Raw genomic sequence first — 23131 nt, 5'->3', positions numbered from 1 at the left:
GCGACGGATTAAACATTATTTATCATTAAAATCAAAGGTATTTTAAAATGTCCGTAGAATTTGACGTTGCCGTTATCGGCGCAGGCCCTTCGGGTTCGGTTGCCTCCGCTTTGCTGAACAAACAAGGCTTTAAAGTTTGCGTATTGGAAAAACAACATTTCCCGCGCTTTGTCATCGGCGAAAGCCTGCTGCCGCATTGCATGGAAATGTTGGAAGAAGCCGGTTTTGCCGATGCAGTGCATGCCGAGCCCAGCTTTCAATTTAAAGACGGCGCTGCGTTTTCATGGGGCAGCCGTTACACAGATTTCAACTTTACTGAAAAATTTTCAGACGGCCCCGGCACCATTTATCAAGTGCGCCGCGGCATCTTCGACAAAATCCTGATTGATGAAGCGGCAAAACAAGGCGTCGATGTCCGCTTCGGACACGGCGTAACCGCATTTGACAACAGCGGCGATGTGGCACGCTTGAGCGTTGCGACCGATACAGGCGAAAACTATGAATTGACCGCTAAATTCGTTTTGGATGCCAGCGGTTACGGCCGCGTCCTGCCCCGCCTTTTGGACTTGGAAAGTCCGTCCGAGCTGCCTCCTCGCCAAGCCCACTTCACGCATATCGACGACAACATCACCAGCCCGAAATTCGATCGCAATAAAATCCTGATCAACACGCATCCGGAACATCGCGATGTCTGGATTTGGCTGATTCCTTTCGGCGATAACCGTTGCTCCATCGGCGTTGTCGGCACGCCCGACAAACTGGCCGGCGAATCAGAAGCCGTGTTGAAAAAATTTGTGTACGAATGCCCGATGCTGGCGGAAATTTTAGATAAAGCCGTTTGGGAAAACGACTTCCCGTTCCGCTCTATCCAAGGCTACTCCGCCAACGTGAAAACCTTGTACGGCAAACATTTCGCCCTTTTGGGCAACGCCGCCGAATTCCTCGACCCCGTCTTCTCCTCCGGCGTAACCATTGCCCTGCACTCTGCCAAACTGGCTGCCGATTTGTTGGGCAAACAGCTCAAAGGCGAAGCCGTCGATTGGCAAACCGAATTTGCCGACCAACTGATGATCGGCGTGAACGCATTCCGCACTTATGTAAACGGTTGGTACGATTTCCGCTTCCAAAACGCCATCTACGCACCCAACCGCAGCCCTGAAATCAGCCGCATGATTTCGTCTATTTTGGCAGGCTACGCTTGGGACACGAACAATCCATTCGTGGAAAAATCCGAACAACGCTTGTCCACGCTTGCCGCATTGGTGGGCGATTTGAAGGTAGAATAAGGACAAATGCCTTTCAGACGGCCGCGCCTAAAAACAGAACAGGCCGTCTGAAAATCTACCCTCATCATTAAATATTTTGACCGATAGATAAAACCTTATGCGATTTATCCCTTTGCTTACCGCACTGCTGCTTTCCGCATGCGCGACCTCGCTGCCCCATCCGCAAACGCTGCCGCCGCTTTCCAAAGAAGGCCAATGGTTCAAACTCGAGCAGACCAATGCGGCGGGGCAAACCATTCAAACCAATCTCTTGGCAGTCGAGCCTCATTCAGACGGCATCCGCTTTGTCCAAACCGATGCACTGGGTGCGCCGGTATCTCGTCAATCGGTCAGTACCAAAGGCTGGAAAAACGACGGCTTTGTGATGCCTAATGCCACTTCGCGCCGATTGTTTGCCGCCTTGTTACCGCTTTTGGCCGCCGAACACGCCGCCACGCTTTACCCTGAAGCCCGCCAACAAAACGCCACCCATCAAGGCTTCTGCCCTGACGGCAAAGGCGCGGTGTTCAGCTACCGCAAGCGTGATTTGTGGTGTGTCGCCCACCATTCCGAACAATTCCTCATCGGCTTCCCCGACCAAACTTTCTGGACGGTCAGCCCGATTGCAGAAGACTAATTCATGAATACTCCTGTTTATCTCAGCCGTCCGGCACTGACCAGCGCATTGGGCAGCGGCTTGCAAGTTCATGCCGAAGCCTTACTCACGCCGTCTGAAAACACGCCCCTGACTTTTTCAGACCAATGGGTAAAAGGCAAAACGCATGCTTTCGGTGCCGTCAAAGAAACCCTGATGCCCCTGCCCGACAGCATCCCCGAAGCACACCGCAGCCGCAACAACCAGCTTATCCTGCACGCGCTTTCGCAAATAGACGGACTGATTCAGACGGCCATTGCCCGTTACGGCAAAGAAAGGGTTGCTGTCGTTACCGGTACGTCCACCAGTGGCGCAGACGAAAATATCCCTTTGTTCCAACACGTTGTCCAAGGCGGTGGATGGACGGATGTTCCGTTCAAACAGCTACAACACACCATGGCTTCGCCCTCCGAATTTATCGCCCAAGTTTACGGTCTGGACGGCTTGCGCTATACCGTTTCCACCGCCTGCACTTCCGGTGCACGCGCCCTCATCAGCGCAGCCCGGCTGCTTCGTGCCGGATTGTGTGATGCCGTGATTTGCGGCGGCGCAGATACGCTTTCTCCGCTGACGATCAATGGTTTTGCCTCTTTGGAAGTGCTTTCAGACGGCATCGCCAAACCTTTTTCCGCCAACCGCAACGGCATCAATATCGGCGAAGCGGCCGCATTTTTCGTAATGACGCGCGATGCCGATTTTGACGGCGAAATGCAGTTGCTCGGCTACGGCGCAAGCAGCGATGCCTACCATATGTCTTCGCCCCGCCCCGACGGTTTGGGGGCGGCCCAATCCTTTCAGGCTGCTTTGGATAAAGCCGGTTTGAAAGCGGAAGACATCGGCTGGATCAATCTACACGGCACCGGCACGCAGCACAACGACAGCATGGAAAGCCGGGCCGTTGCCGAAGTCTTTGGCAGCCACACCCTTTGTACCTCAACCAAGCCGTCCACCGGTCATACTTTGGGCGCAGCCGGTGCAATCGAAGCCGCGTTTGCCTGGTTGATGGTCAACCGCCAATACAATCCGGAAGGCAAACTGCCGCCCCAACAATGGGACAATGTACCCGATTCCGAGCTGCCCAACATCGCTTTGACCGACGGCAACAGCCGCTGGCCGTCTGAAAAACGCATTGCCGCCAGCTCGTCTTTTGCCTTCGGTGGCAGCAATGCCGTTTTGATTATCGGATAAGTCCTTATATTTAGGCTGTCTTTTCAGACGGCCTTTTTCTTTGGCGCAACTTAAAAAACAATAACATCAAAACAACAACCAAATCCGCCGAAATATGCCATAATAGGCTTAGCACATTTCATCTCGCGATGTGCCCGAAAAGAAAAACTTAACCTACATAGAGAATGAACCCATGACTAAATCCACCATTATCTATACCTACACCGACGAAGCTCCTGCATTGGCCACCCAATCCCTGTTGCCGATTGTGCAGGCGTTTACCCGCCATGCCGATATTGATGTCAAAACCAGCGACATTTCTCTCTCCGGCCGTATTCTGGCGGCGTTCCCCGAATACCTGACTGAAGCGCAGCGCGTACCCGATGCGCTTGCCGAGTTGGGCGAACTGGTGAAACAGCCCGATGCAAACGTGATCAAACTGCCGAACATCAGCGCATCCGTACCGCAACTGACTGCTGCGATTAAAGAATTGCAGTCTAAAGGCTTTGCCGTTCCCGACTATCCCGCCGACCCGCAAACCGATGAAGAAAAAGCCGTACGCGAACGTTACGACCGCATCAAAGGCAGCGCGGTAAACCCTGTCCTGCGCGAAGGTAACTCCGACCGCCGCGCGCCTAAAGCAGTGAAAAACTTTGCGAAAAAACATCCGCACAGCATGGGCGCATGGACCAAAGACTCCAAAACCCACGTTGCCACCATGCAAAGCGGCGACTTTTTCCATAACGAACAATCCGTTACCGTACCCGATGCGACTTCCGTATCCATCGTGTTCACCGACAAACAAGGCAACAAAAAAGAGCTGCGCGAGCCTGTTGCCCTGAAAGCCGGCGAAATCATCGACGCGACCGTGATGAGCAAAAAAGCCCTGCTCGCCTTCCTTGCCGAACAAGTGAAAGACGCAAAAGCAAAAGGCGTATTGTTCTCGCTGCACATGAAAGCCACCATGATGAAAGTGTCCGACCCGATTATCTTCGGACACGCCGTCAAAGTGTTCTTCGCGCCTGTCTTTGAAAAATTCGGCGACAAACTGGCTGCCGCAGGCGTCAACGTCAACAACGGCTTCGGCAACCTGCTTGCCAATCTGGACAAACTGGATGCGGACACCCGCGCTGCCGTCGAAGCCGAAATCGCTGCCGTTTATGCCGCCAACCCTGATTTGGCGATGGTCGATTCCGACAAAGGCATCACCAACCTGCACGTCCCAAGCGATGTCATCGTTGATGCTTCTATGCCCGCGATGATTCGTAATTCTGGCCGTATGTGGGACAAAAACGGCAAAGCGCAAGACACCAAAGCCGTCATTCCCGACAGCAGCTACGCAGGCGTTTATCAAGCAACCATCGACTTCTGCCGCGAACACGGCGCATTTGACCCGACAACCATGGGTACCGTGCCCAACGTCGGCCTGATGGCGCAAGCAGCCGAAGAATACGGTTCACACAACAAAACTTTCGAAATTGAAGCCGACGGACAAGTTCAAGTCATTGATGCAGCAGGCAATGTCCTGATGCAACACGACGTTGAAGCTGGCGACATCTGGCGTATGTGCCAAACCAAAGACGCTCCGGTTAAAGACTGGGTACAACTCGCTGTTAACCGTGCCCGTCTGAGTAATACACCAGCCGTGTTCTGGCTCGACGAAAACCGTCCGCACGACAAGAGCCTGCTCGCCAAGGTTAAAGCTTACCTTGCCGAACTGGATACCGACGGCCTCGACATCCGCGTCCTTGCGCCCGAAGAAGCCGCTAAATTCAGCTTGGGTCGTCTGAAAAACGGCGAGGACACCATCTCCGTAACCGGCAACGTCCTGCGCGACTACCTGACCGACTTGTTCCCGATTTTGGAACTCGGCACCAGCGCGAAAATGCTGTCTATCGTTCCATTGATGAATGGCGGCGGTATGTTTGAAACCGGCGCTGGCGGTTCTGCACCGAAACATGTTCAACAATTCCTCGAAGAAAACCACTTGCGTTGGGACTCTTTGGGCGAATTCCTCGCGCTTGCCGTATCGTTTGAACATCTGGCGCAAAAAGCCGGCAACGCCAAAGCCCAAGTTCTCGCCGACACTTTGGATGCAGCCACCGAAAAACTGCTGTTGAACGACAAATCGCCCAAACGCAAAGCTGGCGAACTCGACAACCGCGGCAGCCATTTCTACCTCACCCTCTACTGGGCGCAAGAATTGGCGGCGCAGGATAAAGATGCCGAACTGAAAGCCGCATTTGCGCCGTTGGCAGCCGCTTTGACTGCCGACGAAGCCAAAATCGTTGAAGAACTCTCTGCCGTACAAGGCAAAGCGGTCGACATCGGCGGCTACTACGCAGCCAATCCTGAAAAAGCGGCACAAGCAATGCGTCCGAGCGCAACCTTTAATCAGGCATTGTCAGCCTTATAATTAAAGCAATAAAAGGCCGTCTGAACTTTCAGACGGCCTCAGACCTTATGGAAACACAATGAAAAAAACCTTTCTTTCTCTTACTCTCCTCATCAGCGCTCCAGCTTTGTGGGCATTTTCCCCTGCCGAATTGGCACAAACCCTGCAAAAACCGCAAAACGTGCAAGGCAATTTTGTCCAACAACGCCAGCTCAAATCCCTCAGCAAACCCATGACTACCAGCGGCAGCTTTACCCTTGTCCCACAAAAAGGCCTGCTCTGGAAAATGCAAAAACCATTTGAAACCACCCTGCGCGTGCGTTCAGACGGCATCATGCAATGGAACGGCAGCCAATGGGTCAACCCAAATGCCAGCAAGCTCAACGGCCAAAGCCGCCAAATCAAACTTTTCCTCGACCTTTTGGGCGGCAATACCCAAGGTTTGGAAAAACAATTTGATTTGAAATTAAACGGCAACGAAAAAAAATGGACGTTGACCTTAACTCCGAAAACCGCCATTACCCGCCAAATCTTCAACCGTATCGAAATCAACGGCGATACGCTGGTGCGTAAAATCGAATTGGACGAAAAGCAAGGCGACAAAACCACCATGCAGTTCAACCAAATCCAAACCGATAAAGCTCTGGACAGCTTCAGCCGTACCGCCCTCTAATTGTCTATCCCAACAAAAGGCCGTCTGAAAATAGATTTCAGACGGCCTTTTGTATTAATCGGCTGAAGGCTGCTGCCCTTTTCGTTCCGCCTTTCTGGCTTCGCGAATGGCTTTGAGTTCGGCCTCTTTCTGTCTGGCTTTTTTCAGCCAAGCCTCCCATTGGTTTGGCGTTTCCAGCGTGATTCTACCGATTTTGCCTTCTCGGAAATCGGTCAGGATATTTTCAGCGGCCTTTTGATAGTTGACCCGTCCGCCGCTCAAAACCGCACCGCGTTTTTTGGCAATCCACTCCAACCAAGAAGTATCGTCCCAATGGCTGCTTGGATCTTTGTCGGCTTGATAGCGCTCTTGCAACAGGGCCAGATAATGGCGGCGGAGGTAATCCAAAAGCTCAAGCGCCACCTCTTCTTCGTCCAGCGCGTTGCGTCCGACTGCACCGCCGGCCGCAAGGTTATATCCGCCTTCTTCAACAATAATTTTCGGCCACAACATACCGGGGGTATCGTAAAGCCAGAAATCGTCGGCAAGGAAAAGGCGTTGTTCGGCTTTGGTAATACCGGGTTCGTTACCGGTTTTGGCAGATTTTTTGCCGATCATGCCGTTAATCAAGGTGGATTTGCCGACGTTGGGAATACCGCAAATCAGGACACGCAACGGCTTCTCGATACCTTGGCGATGCGGAATCATGTCGCGGCAGGCTTGGGTGATTTTGCCATGCGCGCCGGTTTCGGAAGAATCCAGCGCAATGGCGCGGGTATCTTGGCGGCTGTTGTAGTGTTCGAGCCAAACATTGGTACGCTCGGGATCGGCAAGGTCTTGCTTGTTTAAGATTTTGAGTTTGGGCCTGCCTTTGGACAACTGGGCAAGCAATGGATTTTCGCTGGAAGCAGGCATACGCGCGTCCAACATCTCAATCACCATATCAACGCTTTTAATGCGTTCGGCAATGGCTTTTTTTGCCTTGTTCATGTGGCCGGGAAACCATTGGATAGCCATGTCTTTTTGTTCTTTCTATTCGTATCTGAGGCCGTCTGAACAATCATTGTTTTTCAGACGGCCTCGATATTGGGATAATCGGTCAATCAGGATTTAGAGATTGCCATGCTCGTAGCTGTAATAACCTGCTTCATCCATACATTGCTCAAACGTTTTGGATGTATTTCCATTTTGGACTTGCGATTTGCAGGTATTGATTTGGCGGGAAACTTCAGCTTCACTCGCTCCGGTACGGTGCCAACGGTAAGCAGTAACAGGCTCTGTCGCGCAGGCGGTCAAGATAAGCAGGGATAATGCGGTCAGACTGATTTTTTTCATGGTTTCTTCCTTTGAGGCCGTCTGAAACGGCAAGTTAGCGTCCTGCCAAGCTTTGTGCCTGACGGTGGCGGACAAGGAGTTCGTAACGGCCTTTGAGGCGTTCGGCCAATTTTTCTACAACATAAACGGAGCGGTGCTGACCGCCGGTACAACCGATGGCAATCGTCACATAACTGCGGCTCTCTTGCTGCAGGCGCGGTAGCCAGCGGTTTAAGAAATGCTCAATATCATCAACCATTTCTTGAACCAAAGGCTGCTGGTCCAAATAATCTTGAATGGGTTTGTCCATACCGGTAAAAGGGCGCAATTCGGGATCGTAATACGGATTAGGCAGGCTGCGCATGTCAAACATAAAGTCGGCATTATTGGGAACGCCGTATTTGAAACCAAAGGATTCAAGAATAACCAGCAAGCCGATGCGTTCAATGTTGAGCCATTGTTGAACGGCATAACGCAGCTGCTGCGCATTCATTTTGGACGTATCAATGCAATATGCAATGTCTTTCAGCGGAAAGAGCCATTCGCGTTCTTTTTGCAGGCTTTCCAACAAGGTCAGATTATGGCCGGATAAAGGATGGCCGCGGCGGGTTTCCGAGAAGCGGCGTACCAACACGCCCTCTTCCGCTTCAATAAAGAGGACTTCGACTTGATGCCCTTCATGACGCAAATATTGGATTTGCTCTTGCGCTTCCTGAATATTGATACCGGAACGGATGTCAACGCTGACACCGAGTTTGGTTTCATCGGCACGTTCGATGTGGAGCGAAACCAACGACGGAAGCATTTCCAAAGGAAGGTTATCGACACAGTAATAGCCCAAATCTTCGAGCTGCTTGAGGGCTACGGATTTTCCTGAGCCGGATAAGCCGCTAATCAGGACGATTTTCATGGTTTTGTTCGTTTTCTTTGAGTTGTGTTTGATGGCGTTCGAGGAATTCTTTGGTGCTGTCTTTGCCGCGCAATTGAAGGATGTAATTGCGCACCGCAGCTTCAACCAATACTGCTAAGTTTCGACCGATTGCAACAGGCAGGGTAACGGAACGGACGCTGACGTTGAGGATAGATTCTGTTTCGGTACGGATGCTCAATCGATCGAGTTGTTTCATGTATCCGTCGTCGGCAGGAACCAAATTGATAATCAGCTGGAGGATTTTTTTCGGACGGATGGAGGTTTCGCCAAAAATATGGCGGATATTGAGTATGCCCAAACCGCGCACTTCGAGGAAATCACGCAGCATAGGCGGGCAACGGCCTTCCAGCATTTCCGGGCCGGTGCGGAAGAGTTCGACCGCATCATCGGCAATCAGGCTGTGGCCGCGCGAAATCAGCTCCAATGCCAATTCACTCTTACCCAAGCCGGATTGTCCGGTAATGAGTACACCCACTTCAAATACATCCAAAAATACGCCGTGCTTGATGGTGGAAGTCGCCAATGTGCGTTGCAGATAAATCCGCAAAACGTCCATCAGGTGCGGGCTTTCCTGTTTGGAAGTCAGCAAGGGGATACTGTTGGTATGGCAATAATCGCGCAATTTGGGCGAAACCGGCAAACCGTTGGCGACGATGACCAAAGACATGGGGATGTCGAAAAGCTCGCCGAAATCATAGTTGAGTTCGCCCGATTCCAGACGGCGTAAATATTCGGCTTCGGCTACGCCGACAACTTGAATTTGGTTGGGATGGATAAAGTTTAAGTGGCCGACCAAGGCCAAGACGGGTTTATCGGCTTCGACACCGATACGGTTGTCCGCGCCGGAATTGCCGGCAGCCCAAGCAAGTTCGAGTTTGTGCTGATTATCGGAAAACAGGCGGCGGACGGATATGCTGGGCATGAATTACTCTTCGGTCAGGAGTGTGCGTACTTCTTCGGCAGAAGTCGCGGCCATCAATGCTTCACGGACGGCTTTTTGAGAGAATCTGCCGGCCAGTTTGGACAAGACTTCCAAATGTTCGCCGGTAGCGTTTTCAGGCACAAGCAGGATGAAAATCAGGGAAACGGGTTTGCCGTCGGGCGCATCAAAGGCGACCGGCTCTTTGGTGCGGATAAACGCACCGGTGGCTTTTTTCACGCATGCGTGACGGCCATGGGGAATCGCCACCCCCTGCCCCAAACCGGTCGAACCGAGTTTTTCACGAGCAAACAGGCAGTCGAACACGTTGGCATTCGGTAATTCTGCTTCATTCTCCAGCAGCTGTGCGGCCTCTTCAAACAGACGCTTTTTGCTGCTGACTTCCAAATCCAAAACGATATGGGACAAAGGTAAAATTTCGCCGATCAGGCTCATATGTATCTCTTTTAAATGTCGCAAAACAATGGGATTGTACCGATTGTCGGTGCAAATCTCAATCCTGAAGGCGTAATTTACACTCGTCCCGCTAACATTTTCCATGTTGTTTTTGATATTTTTTAACGAGCCGAAAATAATCCAACCATTTGATTATGATTAATTTAAAGTAAAAATTCCATCATTGGCTAAATCACGGTTTAAATAAAAAGGAGTATGTCCGGCATACTCCTTTTCCCTTTCTTTTCAGACGGCCCCAGCCTCGTTTTTTAAAACAATTTGGAAACCAAAAACAACCAAAAATAATGGCAGACCAATCCGCAAAACCACGCCAAGCCGATGCGGTTGTTGGCCAAAAACGTTTGGAAGCACAACTGACGGTCGCGCGTACGAATGGCGGCATATTGCTGGCACTGCCAATACGCGGTTATCGGCAATACCAGCCAATACGGCCAAGTTGCGCCGATTTTGATACCCAACACTACCATCAATACGGTAAACCAAAAATGGCAAAGCATGGTTGCGCTAATGTCGTGATGGCCAAATGTGATTGCCGAAGTTTTAATACCGATTTTCAAATCGTCTTCTTTGTCCGCCATGGCATAAATCGTGTCGTAAGCCAGCGTCCATAAGGCATTGGCGGTAAACATCAGCCACGCTTCAGGAGGCACTCGGCCTTGCACGGCGGCAAAGGCCATGGGAATGCCGAACGAAAATGCCAGTCCTAAATAAAACTGCGGCAACGGGAAAAAGCGTTTGGTAAAGGGATATGTGACAGCCAGAAACAAGGCCGGAAGACTCATCAGCCAAGTAAAGCGGTTGAGCGGTACCAGACACAAGGCCGCCATCAGACACAGCATGACGGTCAAAAGCAGCGCTTCGGTTTTGGAAACCAAACCTTTGGCAAACGGGCGGTTTTTGGTGCGCTCTACTGCGCCGTCAAAATTGCGGTCGGCAAAGTCGTTCACGACGCAACCTGCGCTGCGCATTAAAAACGTGCCTGCAGTAAAGGCAATAAAAATATCCGCGTCGGGAACGCCTTTAGACGCAATCCACAATGCCCAATAAGTCGGCCACAGCAAAAGCAGGGTGCCGATGGGTTTGTCGATGCGCATCAGTTTGGCGTATATCACCATCCGTCCGACAGCGTAACGTGGTAAAAATTGTAGGAAAAAGCGCCGTATGTTCATTGGTGTAATGTGTCGTTGTATATGTATTGATGCTGAAGGAAAGGCATTTTAGAGCCTTAGCTCTTATTATAATTTATTGCCGTCTGAAATCAAACGAATCTTAATGATTTAATTTGTTGTATTATAACAGAATTATGACAAATCTCGGCAATCGGTTTTCTTTTCAGACGGCCTTATCGGTATAAATCTATTAATTTCAATAAGAAATATTCTGTTAATTCCAATGTTTCGCCGTTCCAATCGAAATACGAACGGCGCGCGGTAACAGGACGTCTGAAAGACGGATGATCGGCATCTTCAAAACGAAGAAACTCAAAATCCGAACGTTTCAACGGCAATGTACCGTCAAACAGACGCTCTCCCAAAGGCTGCGTTCCGCAATCCAATAATTCTGTCCATAGGCGGCTATCCGGCCGGCACGCGCTTCTGGCTTGTATCACTGTTTCGCCGTCCAGTTTGAGCAAAACATCGCGCACAAAGATTTCTTCTCCATTTTCCTCCTCCTTCGTCAAACCCAAATACACCGGCTCGACTGAAAAATCCTTACCTGAAGCGCGCAACGCAGCGGTTAGCGAAGAAACGGTCAGTAGATGTCCGACCGTAGACGGCAGAAGACTTGAAGCTTCGGCATGTGAACAAAGCGTGCCACGCGGTATATCAAGCTCCATCTGGCACCTCTGTTTTGGCCAACTCCTGCCATTGGGCTTCGGGAAACTCATCTTTCAGACGGCCTTTAAGATATTCCAAGGTATCGCCGGCAACGGTTTCATCTTTGCTGTCGTGAATATGGTTGAAAATCAGACTGTGTAACTGGATGCCGTATTGTTTAAGCGCAGCGAAGCTGAGCAGGGTATGGTTGATGCTGCCGAGCCGTCCGCTGGTAACGAGGATGACGGGATAAGCCTGTTGCTGAATATAATCAATGGTCAACAAATCTTCCGTCAGCGGCACCATCAATCCGCCTGCTCCTTCGACCAAGACGATTTCGTATTGCGCCGCCAATTCTTGCGTGGCGATACGGATTTTGTCCAAGTCCAAAGCCCTGCCGTCCAGACGGGCGGCGAGGTGGGGCGAGGCGGGATAGCTGAAAATTTCGGACATGGTCAGCCGCTGTTTGTCAGCTTCCTGCAAGGATATGCCCATTATGTTGCGGTGGACGGCGATGTCGTCGGCGATGTTTTGGCAACCGGTTTGCACGGGCTTTTGCGTGATCACGCTTTTGCCCTGCTGCAACAATCGTTTTGCCAACACGCCGGTGGCGACGGTTTTGCCGATGTCCGTGTCTATGCCGCTGACGAAGTAAACGCCTTTCATTTGCTGTGTTCCTTCAAGATTTGTACGGTTTTGTCGGCAAGTTCGGTCAAGAGGCCGTCTGAAATGATGTAAGGCGGCATGAGGTACACCAGCCTGCCGAATGGGCGCACCCAAATGCCCTGCGCCACGCAATCCGCTTGAAAACGCGCCATATCCACGCCTTTTTCCAGCTCGATCACGCCGATGGCACCCAAAACGCGCACGTCTTTCACGCCGCGAATGTCCCATGCAGCTTTCAGACGGCCTGTTAAGATGCTTTCAATGCGGCGGATATTTGCCTGCCAATCTTGGGACAAAAGCAGTTTGACCGAAGCGCAGGCAACGGCACACGCCAGCGGGTTCGCCATAAATGTCGGTCCGTGCATGAAAACGCCCGCTTCGCCGCGCGAAATCGTTTCGGTAACTTTTTGTGAAGTGACTGCCGCCGCCAGCGTCATATAGCCGCCGCTCAAACCCTTGCCGATACACATAATATCCGGCACGACCTCCGCGTGTTCGCAGGCAAACATCTTGCCCGTGCGCCCGAATCCAGTGGCAATTTCATCAAAAATCAACACGATATCAAATTCATCACACAAATCGCGCAAACCACGAAGATACTGCGGATGATAAAAATACATACCGCCCGCGCCCTGCACGACCGGCTCTAAAATAAAGGCGGCAATATCCGCATGATGCGCTTCAAACAAGGCGCGGACAGGCTGCAAATCCGCCCCGTCCCATTCATCGTCAAAACGGCTTTGCGGATTATCGACAAAATAACGCTGCGGCAACGCACTGCCGAAAATATGATGCATCCCCGTTTCCGGATCGCAGACGGACATCGCGTTCCAAGTATCACCGTGATACCCGCGCCGCACCGTCGCAATATTCTGCTTCGCGGTCAAACCCCGCGCCTGCTGGTATTGCACCGCCATCTTCAGCGCGACTTCTACCGAAACCGAACCCGAATCCGCATAAAAAATACGGTCCAGCCCCTGCGGTAAAATCCCGACCAACAACTTGCCCAGTTCCACCGCCGGCCTGTGCGTCAAACCACCAAACATCACATGCGACATCTGTTTAATCTGCGCCTCAACCGCCTGATTCAAAACAGGATGATTGTAGCCGTGTATCGCACACCACCAAGACGACATCCCGTCAATCAGCCGCGTGCCGTCCGCCAATTCGATGTGTACACCCTCCGCTCGGCGCACCGGATAAACAGGCAACGGGTTGGTCATGGATGTATAAGGATGGAGTAGGTGGGCACGGTCAAAATCGAGCAGGGAGGACGGTTCGGACATATTCTTTTTAAAGACTGATTGACAATTTTCGTTATTATATAACATCTTTACCTTTTCAGACGGCGCGTCTTCCATATTGCATCAGCGCCAATCCGATTACGGCCGCCAAACAGCCGGCAACCAAGGAAACATGCAATGCCTCGCCCAAAAACCAAGCGGAACACAAAATGCCGAATACCGGCACCAAAGTAATGTACGCTGCCGCGCTGCCTGCGCCCAAAGTCTTCACGCCCTCGAAATACCACGCATAGCTCAAGACCGTTGCACCGACAGACAGGCCAATCAAAGCAAACCAGCCCCTGCCGTCCATTTCGGCAAGCATACAAAACGGCAGGCCATCTGAAATCAGCGCAGGCGGCAGCAACATCATTGCACCCAGCCAAGCGGTGGCCACGGTTACCGTCAGTGCATCAATCCCCTGCAACACCGCCCGGCCTATCATCGTATAAGTGACCAAGCAGCAAAGGCTGCAAAACACCAGCACTTCGCCCCACCCTATGCCGCCGCCCGACAAAAACGCCGCAATCTCGCCATGCGTAACCGCCCATATCGAGCCTGCCACAGCCAACAGCATACCCGACACAATCTTGCCGTTGAGTTTTTCACCAAACAACAAAGCCGCAAAAAACATCGTCAATACAGGATTGAACGTGACCAACACCGTTGCCCTTGAAGCAGGAATCCGCTGCAAACCCAGCATAGACAATACGGTAAAACCAAATACGCCGAATGCCGCCGCCAGCGCCAATCCAAGCCATTGTTTGCGCGACAAAACCGCCAAAGTACGCAACCGATACCGTGCAAACAGCCAACCCAAAAGCAAGATCGCCGCCGTCAAAAAGCGCAGCATACCGCCCGTTAAAGGCGGCAGTGCCTGTCCCAACATCCGCCCCATCGGCCAAGATGCGCCCCAAAACGCCGCCATGCCCAATAGTTTTAGATGGATTGCCAAATGTTTCATGGTGATAAATAACTTGAATAATCGGTTTTAAGCTTGCGCCAACCATCACGGAAACAAAGGCCGTCTGAAAGACTGAAACCCAGCTTTTTCAGACGGCCTTTACTGCTCAATCAATCAGGCTTACAACCCAATGCCTTTGAGTTTTGCCACGGTGTTAATGTCTTTATCGCCGCGACCGGAGAGGTTGACCAAAATCACTTGGTCTTTGCTCATTTTCGGCGCATTTTTCACCGCCCAAGCAACGGCGTGGCTGGATTCCAGCGCAGGAATAATGCCCTCGAAACGGCAGAGCAAATCAAAGGCTTCGAGTGCTTCGTCGTCTTTGGCAACGGTGTATTCCACGCGGTTGATGTCGTTCAAATGGCTGTGTTCCGGGCCGATGCCTGGGTAGTCCAAGCCTGCGGAAACAGAGTGCGTACCCAAGACTTGACCGTTTTCGTCCTGCATCAAATAGCTGCGGAAACCGTGCAATACGCCGATGGGGGCTTTGCTGGTAATCGGTGCGGCGTGGTCTGGCGTATCCACGCCCAAACCGCCGGCTTCTACACCGACCAAACGCACGTTTTCTTCTTCGATATAGGGATGGAACAAACCGATGGCATTCGAACCGCCGCCCACGCAGGCAACGGCAACATCAGGTTGGCGGCCGATGGCTTCCAACATTTGTTCTTTGGCTTCATTGCCGATCACGCATTGAAAATCGCGTACCATTTCGGGATACGGCGCCGGCCCTGCGGCAGTGCCGATGATGTAGAATGTGTCGTCCACGCGCGCCACCCATTCGCGCATGGCTTCGTTCATCGCGTCTTTCAAAGTACGGCTGCCGCTGTCGACGCTGACCACGTTCGCACCCAATAATTTCATGCGGAACACGTTGGGCATTTGACGTTGGATGTCGTCCGCGCCCATGTACACGTCGCAAGTCATGCCGAAGCGTGCGGCAACGGTGGCGGAAGCCACGCCGTGCTGACCCGCGCCTGTCTCGGCAATCACGCGTTTTTTGCCCATGCGGCGAGCGAGCAATGCCTGACCGATGGTGTTGTTGACTTTGTGTGCGCCGGTGTGGTTCAAATCTTCACGCTTCAGCCAAATTTGTGCGCCGCCCAAATGCTCGGACAATCGCGCGGCATGGTAAACAGGGCTGGGACGGCCGACATAGTGTTTCAAATCATGGCGGAACTCTTCCCAAAATGAAGGATCTTCTTTCGCTGCTTTATAGGCTTCTGCCAATTCTTGCAAAGCCGGAATCAGGGTTTCGGAAACATAAAGACCGCCGTGTTCGCCGAAAAAGCCTTTCTCGTCGGGAGCGTGATAGTTTTTCATGGAAATTTTCCTTGTTCGTTTTATGGTTTCAGACGGCCCGATTCAGTAAAGGGTCGTCTGAAAGTAAAAATTGTCAGCAATTATAGCCGTTTTCCATTCATCTTGTCGGCAACTAATTGAATAATAATATCAGCAGACAAAATAGGAACAACAGCGTACTGCTCGATGTTGCAAGCAATGCCGCACCCAACGGCGGCGCAATATATTTTTCTTCGTTTTTGTTTCTCAGGCATATTTTTAGTGCCAACATCCCCAGCCACAGTGCCAGCAACCAACAACCCAGAAAGTTAAGCGCAAGCAAAGCAATGATCAACGAATCAGTATTTATGGTACTTGTGTTCAAAAATATCCAATTAAGGCCGTTAACAGACATAATGACTGTAGATATTTGTATCACATACAAAAGCGTTCCGCCCAACAATATCTTGATCTGCCATTGTTTGGCCTTCAGCCACACTGAGGCGACATTAAAAAGCCACCACAACGCCATAAACGTCATTAAAGAGATTTCATAACGGTCCATCGCCCTACTCCTGAAAAACAGTCAATCCAGCCGTTTCAAAAAAAGCCCGATACGCCGCCGCTTTTTTCGCCAAACTCAAAGGATAGGCGCGCGAAGTCGAAGGCAGGCGCGTCAGGGTCAACTCACGCCCCGCATAGGGAAACGGCACTGTTTCGCCGGTCTTCGGCATCTTCATGCCGCTGCCTTGAATCTCCAACAAAACTTCGGTTGCCTTGCCGCCGGTGGTGCAAAGATGGCGGCACTCGGGCATTTGCGCCAATACTGCCGCCAAATCGACGGTTTCTATCACTTTTAAAAACTTATCCGAAGCATTGCCATGTTCGCGTATTGCCTTCAACACGGTCGGACAGGATGCAATGCCCTTCTCACTTAAAAACGCTTTGATTTTATCAGCATCAAACGCCTTTTCGCCCTGCTTTTGAAAATGCGCCGCATCGCCGAAAAACACCAGCCCGTACACGCGCCACATATCGTTTTGAAAATTCGGATAATGAAACTGCATCGCGTGTTTTTCTTCTTTAGGCGGAAACGTCCCCATCATCATGACCGTTGCCTGCGGCGGCAACAAGGCTGCGAAGGGGTGGGACTCAACGATTGGCTCTTGCATAGCTGTATTCCGGTTGCTTTGAATTCAAACAAAATTTCAGACGGCCTTTACTGCCTGAATAAACGCCGCCATTTTCTCCCTGCTCTTAACCCCACCAGAGATTTCCACGCCGCCGGACACATCCACCGCCGCTGCGCCACTGATTTTCACCGCTTCGGCAACGTTTTCCGCAGTCAATCCGCCGGCAAGTATCCACGGTTTGCCGATATTGCCGTGCAACATGGTCCAGTCGAAACTTTGTCCCGTACCGCCGTATTCGGTCGGATGATAGGCATCAAACAGCAAGGCACGGGCATTCGGAAATTTGGCACAGGCCGTCTGAATATCGGCAGCGGACTGTACGCGCACGGCCTTCAAATACGGGCGGTCAAACCGACGGCAAAAATCATCGTCCTCATCGCCGTGAAACTGAATCACATCTATCGGCACCTGACGCAAAATCTCACGGATGGCTTGCTCGTTTTCATTCACAAACAAGGCCACCACCGATACAAACGGCGGCAAATTTCTCACAACCGCCTGCGCCTGCTCAATATTCACAGCCCGTTTACTCTTGGCGTAAAACACCAGCCCGATGGCATCCGCGCCCAATTCGGCCGCAGCCAGCGCGTCTTCAGGTCGAGTAATACCGCAAATTTTGGTGCGTATGGTGTTCATGGCAATGGCCTTTTTAAACAGATGGGGCGGATATTATATAGTTAACAAACACAAAGTTTAAGGCCGTCTGAACATGAAATATCAAGTTCAGACGGCCTTAAACTTCAAAACAACCATCAGCCGATAATATTGGCGGCCGTCAGCTGCGCAGCGTCTTCGTTGTAGAAGCGCAAGAACTCTGTGCTGCCTTAGGCTCTGCTTGATATACAGAATATCATACCGATAATTACTAATAACTTTGTAATTATTTTTCTCTTTTCTATTTGCCTATTATTTAATCAAATTTAGTTTATTCTTTATTATCAATAATTAAACCAAACTATCCACAATTGGATTCACACAAAATTTGGATAATGCCCGTCAATAATAAAAAAATATCAAGGCCGTCTGAAAAAGTCTTTCAGACGGCCTGTTATCCTTTTTACTCAAACGGTTTCTTCTGCCAATAAAACTTATCCTTTTTTAGGCGGCCTCGGAACACATCATCTTGCCCCAAAACAAACACCAATGCGCCTGACAAATCTGTTCTCAACAAAGTAATGCCGTGCGCACGGACACGATTTTGTACGGCAATGGTCGGATGTTTGTAGGCATTGGCATAGCCGCTGGATGCCACGGCATATTGCGGCGAAACCGTATGCAGAAAGCTGCCTGACGAAGCCGTGCTGCTGCCGTGATGTCCCAATACCAACACTTGGCTATACAGCGCATTGCCGTATTTCTCAATCAAACCGGCCTCGCCCTTCACGCCCAAATCGCCGGTTATCAACAAGGCTTTGCCGTTTGCCACGACACGCAATACGCAGCTCTGGTCGTTATCTTCCTTGCCCGTATTTTCAGACGGCCGGAGCAACTCAAAATCTACGCCGTCCCATTGCCATTTGTCTTCTTGGCAAAACTCTGCATTCGGATAAAACTCAGGTTGTCCGGTAAGCAATTTATCAGCACCGACAGCCGCCACACTGTGAAAACCGCCGTCATGGTCAATATCATGGTGCGACAAAATCAGGCTGTCCAAACGGCGCACACCCATCGCGTTCAAACTCGGCACAATACCTGTTTGCGCCACTTGCTCCGTTCCCGTATCAAACAAAAGATTGCGGTTGCGCGTTTGTATCAATACCGACAAACCTTGCCCTGCATCCATCACGGTAACTCTTGCTACCCCCTCCTCCAGCTTGGCAGGACGGTAAAACACAAAACCCAATAAAACCAAACATGCCCAAGGTTTCAAGCCTAGTCCTCGTGGCAACAATAACAGCAAAGCCGCCATCATCGCCAACACCAGTAAAGGCACGGGCGTCGCTGCAATGGCAAATTCAGGCGATACCGTAGCCAGCCATACCAAACCGCGTAAAGTATATTCCGCCAAAAATGCCGCTACCAACTGGACAGGTTCAAAAGAAAAAACTGAACCCAGCAAAGCCAACGGCGTCAACACCCAAGAAAACCAGGGAATAGCCAGCGCATTAACCAAGGGACTGAGCAAAGGTAACGAAGCAAACAAATAGCCCAGCAATACCACCGACAATACCGTCGCCGCCCATTGCCCCCGTACAGCCAAACGCCAGCCCGACTCTTTCAGACGGCCTGATGAAGCCCAAATCAAAGCAGCAACCAAACCGAAAGACAACCACGTTCCCACGCCCAATATAGCCAATGGGTCCAACAACAAAACAACGGCCAAAGCCTGCCACCACGCCGTCCAGCCCGAGCCGCCACTGCCGCGCCACCATGCCCACGCAAACGCAGCCAACATCAACACACTGCGTTGCGTCGGTACAGAAAAACCGGCCAAAAGCGCATAAAACAAAGCCCCGGCAACACCACCGGCCAATATCCACACACGCGGTTTTGCCGGAATCCACGGCGAATAACGAAAAATTCGCTTGATCAGCCAGGCAAACAATACCGCCACCATCGTCACATGCAAGCCCGAAATACTGACCAAGTGCGTCAGCCCCAAAGGCCGGAATGCCTGCCACAAAGGCGGCCGCAACGCCGATTGCTCACCAATACTCAAAGCACGCATCAGCCCTATACCATCTGAAAACTCAGGATATTTGTCCGCCGTTCTCTGCCAACTTCGGCTTACCGCATCACGTATATTAGCCAAACCGAAACCGCCGCCTTGCCGCACGAGTTTCCTGTCGCGCCCCAAAGTACCCATACCATCGATACCATTGGCCAAAGCCCATGTTTCACGGTTCAAACCGCGCACATTCACTTCACCAATCACCGGCTTGACCCGCGCCGATACAGACCACCGACTGCCCACCGCCCAATCGCGCCGCTGATAATCCGACAACATCAAATCAAAAGCCTGCCCACGCTCATCCCAAGCCCTTGCCGCAAACTGCACGCGCCGACCATCATCACGCGGCATATCCGCCACTTCAACCGTCAAAACTTTAGCCGCCACCTCCCCTACAGGCCATTGACCGGCCAAAACCAGCCCGGTCCGCCACACACCAAACGCCATGCCCATGCAGACGGCCAGAGCCAACCAAGCCACAGCAAATTTTCGACACAACGCAAGCGCGCCAATGATTACAGACAACCAAGTCCACCATGGCGGCACAAACGGCAACGCAAACGAAAGCACTACACCAACCACCCAAGCAGGCAACACAAACCGCCACGCCATGAACGTTTTCCCTTAAATTATGATTATTGGATATGTAATAATAAATGCTTTTAGTAGATTATGACAAATGTCGATTAGCCATTATCTGATAAAAGATATGCTTAAATTATTTCAAAGCCGATAGACGCAAAAAAGCGCAATCTGTTTAGATTGCGCTTTTTTATAAACTGGCACGCCCACGGGGAATCGAACCCCGGTTACCGCCGTGAAAGGGCGATGTCCTAACCGCTAGACGATGGGCGCGGAGATTTTCTGTGGCGCACCCGGAGCGATTCGAACGCCCGACCCTCTGGTTCGTAGCCAGATACTCTATCCAACTGAGCTACGGGTGCATCAAGAAAGATTTGAATTATAGAGAGTGGGCTATTTCCTGTCAAGCGTTTTATTTGGAAAACTTGCAGACAGCGTGTAAAATGCGCATTTGCTATTGAATTTACAGAGAATAAAATGTCAGATTTCGCACGCTGGCCGCTCTTATCCGAAGCATTTTCCCGTTTTGGACGGCCTGTGGTCGTGGTGGATTTGGAGACGACCGGTGGAAATTTCTATCAAGACAGGATAACGGAAGTCGCCCTTGTTCGTTTTGAGCAAGGACGCGCCACACATTACGAGCAATTGGTTAATCCTTGCCGCAGCATTCCCGAATTTGTTGCCAGGCTGACCGGAATTCATGATGAAACGGTGAAAGACGCGCCTGTCTTTGCCGATATTGCGGCCGATTTGTTGCCGCTGTTGCAAGGTGCTGTAGTTGTTGCCCACAACAGCCGCTTTGACTATACCTTCCTGCGCCACGAGTTTGCCCGTATCCATACTGACTTTGCCGCACCCTCGCTCTGTACGGTTCAACTGTCGCGCCGCCTCTATCCTGAGTTTTACAAACACAGCCTCGACAGCATTATCGAACGCACCGGCATTCAGACGGCCAACCGCCACCGCGCCATGACCGATGTTGCCGCATTATGTGATTATCTCGAATTAAGTTTGGCAGAAAAAAATCATCAACAATGGGACGAATACGTCCGTATATTGATGAATCCGAAAATGTTGCCCACTTGGCTGCCTGATTCGCTCGCCCAGCAACTCTATGCACTGCCCGACAGTTACGGCGTATTGGTTTGGTTTGACCATTTCGGCAAAGCCCAAGCCATTGAAGCACACGAACGCGCATACAGTGAAACCGCCACCCTGCTGCACAGCAAAAAACTGCCGCCGCACATCAAAGCCGCGGCCTCCATCCGTTTTATTCCGGCAGTCGGTCAGCTCCATACATTATGGCTCAAAGCCCAGACCATGCAGGAATACCAACTGATGCCGTCTGAAAAATCCACATCGTTTTCCACCGTCCGCTTTATCGCTGACGAACACGGCAGCCTTCAGGCACGCATTGTCTTGTTAAACAGCGGCACCAGAAACTGGCGTCCATACGGTTTGTTTGCCCACAAAAAAGCAGCCAAACGCGCTTTGGCGCAATGGTCGCAAGAACACAGGCTCTGCCCGGATTCGCTCAATATTTTGCCGACCGGCTACGCAAAAGGCGAACCCTGCCCTGTTGAGGCCGTCGGAAAATGCAACGGTGACTGCCGCCAACCCAACGGCATCAAACATCAAAACCAACGCATTACCGAGCTTGCCCACCTACTCCCCGTAACCGATTGGGGCAAAGCGCATGAAATTGAAATTACCGAAACCGACCCCCTGACCGGAAACAGCATTACCCTGCTCTGCGCCGGCGGCGCGTTGGCATTGCCTGACGGCAGCTGGTATTTCGACAGCAGCCTGCCTATCGTGATTAAAAACAAATTCAGGCAAGACAAAGAAAATATCCGTCTGATTGCTTAAAACAAGGCCGTCTGAAAACCAAATTTTCAGACGGCCTGATATGGATAACTTTCCGCTTTATTCTCAACACAAAAACTGCCTAAATTTTAATCAGAACTTATTTTTATAACAGCAATCAAATACTAAACCAATTTATACACAAGCTGTTCACACAATTTTCAATGAAAGCTGTGTATACCCGGCCCAACGAGTGAACCATGAACAATCCTGCAATCATCTTCTTTGACATCGACGACACCCTCTACCGCAAATACACGGATACCTTACGCCCTTCGGTTGCACAAGCCATGCGCGCATTGAAAGCCAAAGGCATTCTGACTGCCATTGCCACCGGTCGGCCGGAAGCCGCCATTCCTGCCAAAGTCAAAGCCTTGATTCAAGAATGCGGCATCGACATGCTCGTTACCATCAACGGCCAATATATTTCCTTTCGCGGCGAGCCCCTGCAAAGCTACCCCTTGGATATTGCCGACATCGAAACCGCCATCCACCTGCTTGAGCAACACAAAATAGACTACGCATTCGTCAACAACCAAGAAATTGCCGTCTCCTCCAACTCTCCGCGCGTTGTCGAAGGTTTATCGCATATCCTGCCCAACTTTTTAACCGACAAAGAATATTTCCGCAAACAACCCGTCTATCAAATGTTGGTCTTTGTGGATGAGGAAGAAGAAAAAATCCTGCAACCGCTGATTCAACAACACGGCTTCAAATCCGTCCGCTGGCACAAACATGCCATGGACCTACTCAAACAAGAAGGTTCAAAAGCACGTGGCATCACCCACGCAGTGGAAAAACTGGGGATTGATATGAGCAAAGTGATGGCGTTCGGCGACAGCTTCAACGACTTGGAAATGCTGTCAACCGTCGGCTTCGGCGTTGCCATGGGCAATGGCGAAGAAGCGGCCAAAGCCGCCGCACAATTCGTCTGCCCAAGTGTCGATGAAGACGGCGTATTGCGCGGCTTGCAAGAATTGGGCGTAATTTAAAACATCAAATCAAAAGGCCGTCTGAACATTTTCAGACGGCC

The 23131-nt window shown here is 51.2% G+C and carries 22 protein-coding genes and 2 tRNA genes; 7 read left to right on the top strand and 17 right to left on the bottom strand.

The genetic code is table 11. The annotated features are described in order from the left end of the window. The first annotated feature begins 47 nt into the window (after positions 1 to 47). The 5 genes from HMPREF2551_RS04800 to HMPREF2551_RS04780 all read left to right on the top strand — a co-directional run bounded on the left by HMPREF2551_RS04800 (position 48) and on the right by HMPREF2551_RS04780 (position 6155). Positions 48 to 1286, top strand: a complete 1239-nt coding sequence (locus tag HMPREF2551_RS04800) for an NAD(P)/FAD-dependent oxidoreductase (RefSeq protein WP_070608119.1) — start codon at positions 48 to 50, stop codon at positions 1284 to 1286. 97 nt (positions 1287 to 1383) lie between these two features. Next, entirely contained in the window at positions 1384 to 1902 is a 519-nt protein-coding gene (locus HMPREF2551_RS04795; RefSeq protein ID WP_070837499.1) for a YdgH/BhsA/McbA family protein, read from the top strand. A 3-nt stretch (positions 1903 to 1905) separates the two neighbouring features. After that, positions 1906 to 3108, top strand: coding sequence for a beta-ketoacyl-ACP synthase (locus tag HMPREF2551_RS04790; RefSeq protein ID WP_070837497.1), 1203 nt, complete (start codon positions 1906 to 1908; stop codon positions 3106 to 3108). Between the two features lie 172 nt (positions 3109 to 3280). After that, positions 3281 to 5503, top strand: a complete 2223-nt coding sequence (locus HMPREF2551_RS04785; RefSeq protein WP_070837495.1) for an NADP-dependent isocitrate dehydrogenase — start codon at positions 3281 to 3283, stop codon at positions 5501 to 5503. Positions 5504 to 5561: 58 nt separating this feature from the next. Beyond that, a complete protein-coding gene (locus tag HMPREF2551_RS04780; protein WP_070837493.1) occupies positions 5562 to 6155 on the top strand; it encodes a LolA family protein in 594 nt (197 codons plus the stop codon). Between the two features lie 54 nt (positions 6156 to 6209). Here the strand turns inward: HMPREF2551_RS04780 and ylqF are convergent, their stop codons facing one another. The 17 genes from ylqF to HMPREF2551_RS04695 form a co-directional block, all read right to left on the bottom strand. Then, entirely contained in the window at positions 6210 to 7151 is a 942-nt protein-coding gene (ylqF, locus tag HMPREF2551_RS04775; protein ID WP_070837491.1) for a ribosome biogenesis GTPase YlqF, read from the bottom strand. Positions 7152 to 7244: 93 nt separating this feature from the next. After that, positions 7245 to 7469 carry a protocatechuate 3,4-dioxygenase gene (locus tag HMPREF2551_RS04770; RefSeq protein ID WP_039862229.1) on the bottom strand — a complete coding sequence of 75 codons (225 nt, stop codon included), beginning with the start codon at positions 7467 to 7469 and terminating at the stop codon, positions 7245 to 7247. 34 nt (positions 7470 to 7503) lie between these two features. Continuing rightward, positions 7504 to 8358 (bottom strand): RNase adapter RapZ, encoded by an 855-nt coding sequence (gene rapZ, locus HMPREF2551_RS04765; protein WP_003747370.1) that lies wholly within the window; start codon positions 8356 to 8358, stop codon positions 7504 to 7506. Further along, positions 8339 to 9301: an HPr(Ser) kinase/phosphatase gene (gene hprK / locus HMPREF2551_RS04760; protein WP_003747372.1), complete on the bottom strand. Its 963-nt coding sequence runs from the start codon at positions 9299 to 9301 to the stop codon at positions 8339 to 8341. Before hprK ends, rapZ begins: the two co-directional genes overlap by 20 nt. Positions 9302 to 9304: 3 nt before the next feature. Further along, positions 9305 to 9754 carry a PTS IIA-like nitrogen regulatory protein PtsN gene (ptsN, locus tag HMPREF2551_RS04755; protein WP_003747374.1) on the bottom strand — a complete coding sequence of 150 codons (450 nt, stop codon included), beginning with the start codon at positions 9752 to 9754 and terminating at the stop codon, positions 9305 to 9307. A 269-nt stretch (positions 9755 to 10023) separates the two neighbouring features. Then, positions 10024 to 10944 (bottom strand): 4-hydroxybenzoate octaprenyltransferase, encoded by a 921-nt coding sequence (gene ubiA, locus HMPREF2551_RS04750; RefSeq protein ID WP_070837489.1) that lies wholly within the window; start codon positions 10942 to 10944, stop codon positions 10024 to 10026. Between the two features lie 173 nt (positions 10945 to 11117). Further along, positions 11118 to 11612: a chorismate--pyruvate lyase family protein gene (locus HMPREF2551_RS04745; RefSeq protein WP_070837487.1), complete on the bottom strand. Its 495-nt coding sequence runs from the start codon at positions 11610 to 11612 to the stop codon at positions 11118 to 11120. Next, a complete protein-coding gene (gene bioD, locus HMPREF2551_RS04740) occupies positions 11602 to 12258 on the bottom strand; it encodes a dethiobiotin synthase (protein ID WP_070837485.1) in 657 nt (218 codons plus the stop codon). Before bioD ends, HMPREF2551_RS04745 begins: the two co-directional genes overlap by 11 nt. Next, positions 12255 to 13544, bottom strand: coding sequence for an adenosylmethionine--8-amino-7-oxononanoate transaminase (bioA, locus tag HMPREF2551_RS04735; RefSeq protein ID WP_070837483.1), 1290 nt, complete (start codon positions 13542 to 13544; stop codon positions 12255 to 12257). The genes bioD and bioA overlap by 4 nt, the downstream gene beginning before the upstream one ends. Positions 13545 to 13599: 55 nt before the next feature. Then, on the bottom strand, positions 13600 to 14505 hold the full coding sequence (locus tag HMPREF2551_RS04730; RefSeq protein WP_070837481.1) for a DMT family transporter: 906 nt from the start codon (positions 14503 to 14505) through the stop codon (positions 13600 to 13602). Positions 14506 to 14625: 120 nt separating this feature from the next. After that, positions 14626 to 15828 carry a tryptophan synthase subunit beta gene (trpB, locus tag HMPREF2551_RS04725; protein WP_070813821.1) on the bottom strand — a complete coding sequence of 401 codons (1203 nt, stop codon included), beginning with the start codon at positions 15826 to 15828 and terminating at the stop codon, positions 14626 to 14628. 112 nt (positions 15829 to 15940) lie between these two features. Then, complete coding sequence (locus HMPREF2551_RS04720; protein WP_070813820.1) at positions 15941 to 16351, bottom strand: hypothetical protein; 411 nt, start codon at positions 16349 to 16351, stop codon at positions 15941 to 15943. A 4-nt stretch (positions 16352 to 16355) separates the two neighbouring features. Continuing rightward, a complete protein-coding gene (locus tag HMPREF2551_RS04715; protein ID WP_070813819.1) occupies positions 16356 to 16958 on the bottom strand; it encodes a DNA glycosylase in 603 nt (200 codons plus the stop codon). Between the two features lie 36 nt (positions 16959 to 16994). Further along, positions 16995 to 17615: a phosphoribosylanthranilate isomerase gene (locus HMPREF2551_RS04710; RefSeq protein ID WP_070813818.1), complete on the bottom strand. Its 621-nt coding sequence runs from the start codon at positions 17613 to 17615 to the stop codon at positions 16995 to 16997. A 421-nt stretch (positions 17616 to 18036) separates the two neighbouring features. Then, complete coding sequence (locus HMPREF2551_RS04705; protein ID WP_070837479.1) at positions 18037 to 20262, bottom strand: DNA internalization-related competence protein ComEC/Rec2; 2226 nt, start codon at positions 20260 to 20262, stop codon at positions 18037 to 18039. Between the two features lie 168 nt (positions 20263 to 20430). Further along, positions 20431 to 20505: transfer RNA gene (locus tag HMPREF2551_RS04700), tRNA-Glu, on the bottom strand. Between the two features lie 12 nt (positions 20506 to 20517). Next, positions 20518 to 20594 (bottom strand) — tRNA-Arg (locus tag HMPREF2551_RS04695). A 115-nt stretch (positions 20595 to 20709) separates the two neighbouring features. Here HMPREF2551_RS04695 and HMPREF2551_RS04690 point away from each other — a divergent pair. Beyond that, positions 20710 to 22101 (top strand): 3'-5' exonuclease family protein, encoded by a 1392-nt coding sequence (locus HMPREF2551_RS04690; RefSeq protein ID WP_070837477.1) that lies wholly within the window; start codon positions 20710 to 20712, stop codon positions 22099 to 22101. 197 nt (positions 22102 to 22298) lie between these two features. After that, positions 22299 to 23090 carry a Cof-type HAD-IIB family hydrolase gene (locus tag HMPREF2551_RS04685; protein WP_070837475.1) on the top strand — a complete coding sequence of 264 codons (792 nt, stop codon included), beginning with the start codon at positions 22299 to 22301 and terminating at the stop codon, positions 23088 to 23090. Positions 23091 to 23131: the final 41 nt, after the last annotated feature.

Source organism: Neisseria sp. HMSC066H01 (assembly GCF_001837375.1).
In the GTDB taxonomy this organism is placed as follows: Bacteria; Pseudomonadota; Gammaproteobacteria; order Burkholderiales; family Neisseriaceae; genus Neisseria.
Note: the sequence above shows the minus strand (reverse complement) of the source record. Positions and strands in the feature narration are given on the sequence as shown.

Coding starts and splice junctions, on each gene's coding strand:
- HMPREF2551_RS04800 (WP_070608119.1), top strand. CDS start 48: ATGTCCGTAGAATTTGACGTTGCCGTTATCGGCGCAGGCCCTTCGGGT.
- HMPREF2551_RS04795 (WP_070837499.1), top strand. CDS start 1,384: ATGCGATTTATCCCTTTGCTTACCGCACTGCTGCTTTCCGCATGCGCG.
- HMPREF2551_RS04790 (WP_070837497.1), top strand. CDS start 1,906: ATGAATACTCCTGTTTATCTCAGCCGTCCGGCACTGACCAGCGCATTG.
- HMPREF2551_RS04785 (WP_070837495.1), top strand. CDS start 3,281: ATGACTAAATCCACCATTATCTATACCTACACCGACGAAGCTCCTGCA.
- HMPREF2551_RS04780 (WP_070837493.1), top strand. CDS start 5,562: ATGAAAAAAACCTTTCTTTCTCTTACTCTCCTCATCAGCGCTCCAGCT.
- ylqF (WP_070837491.1), bottom strand. CDS start 7,151: ATGGCTATCCAATGGTTTCCCGGCCACATGAACAAGGCAAAAAAAGCC.
- HMPREF2551_RS04770 (WP_039862229.1), bottom strand. CDS start 7,469: ATGAAAAAAATCAGTCTGACCGCATTATCCCTGCTTATCTTGACCGCC.
- rapZ (WP_003747370.1), bottom strand. CDS start 8,358: ATGAAAATCGTCCTGATTAGCGGCTTATCCGGCTCAGGAAAATCCGTA.
- hprK (WP_003747372.1), bottom strand. CDS start 9,301: ATGCCCAGCATATCCGTCCGCCGCCTGTTTTCCGATAATCAGCACAAA.
- ptsN (WP_003747374.1), bottom strand. CDS start 9,754: ATGAGCCTGATCGGCGAAATTTTACCTTTGTCCCATATCGTTTTGGAT.
- ubiA (WP_070837489.1), bottom strand. CDS start 10,944: ATGAACATACGGCGCTTTTTCCTACAATTTTTACCACGTTACGCTGTC.
- HMPREF2551_RS04745 (WP_070837487.1), bottom strand. CDS start 11,612: ATGGAGCTTGATATACCGCGTGGCACGCTTTGTTCACATGCCGAAGCT.
- bioD (WP_070837485.1), bottom strand. CDS start 12,258: ATGAAAGGCGTTTACTTCGTCAGCGGCATAGACACGGACATCGGCAAA.
- bioA (WP_070837483.1), bottom strand. CDS start 13,544: ATGTCCGAACCGTCCTCCCTGCTCGATTTTGACCGTGCCCACCTACTC.
- HMPREF2551_RS04730 (WP_070837481.1), bottom strand. CDS start 14,505: ATGAAACATTTGGCAATCCATCTAAAACTATTGGGCATGGCGGCGTTT.
- trpB (WP_070813821.1), bottom strand. CDS start 15,828: ATGAAAAACTATCACGCTCCCGACGAGAAAGGCTTTTTCGGCGAACAC.
- HMPREF2551_RS04720 (WP_070813820.1), bottom strand. CDS start 16,351: ATGGACCGTTATGAAATCTCTTTAATGACGTTTATGGCGTTGTGGTGG.
- HMPREF2551_RS04715 (WP_070813819.1), bottom strand. CDS start 16,958: ATGCAAGAGCCAATCGTTGAGTCCCACCCCTTCGCAGCCTTGTTGCCG.
- HMPREF2551_RS04710 (WP_070813818.1), bottom strand. CDS start 17,615: ATGAACACCATACGCACCAAAATTTGCGGTATTACTCGACCTGAAGAC.
- HMPREF2551_RS04705 (WP_070837479.1), bottom strand. CDS start 20,262: ATGGCGTGGCGGTTTGTGTTGCCTGCTTGGGTGGTTGGTGTAGTGCTT.
- HMPREF2551_RS04690 (WP_070837477.1), top strand. CDS start 20,710: ATGTCAGATTTCGCACGCTGGCCGCTCTTATCCGAAGCATTTTCCCGT.
- HMPREF2551_RS04685 (WP_070837475.1), top strand. CDS start 22,299: ATGAACAATCCTGCAATCATCTTCTTTGACATCGACGACACCCTCTAC.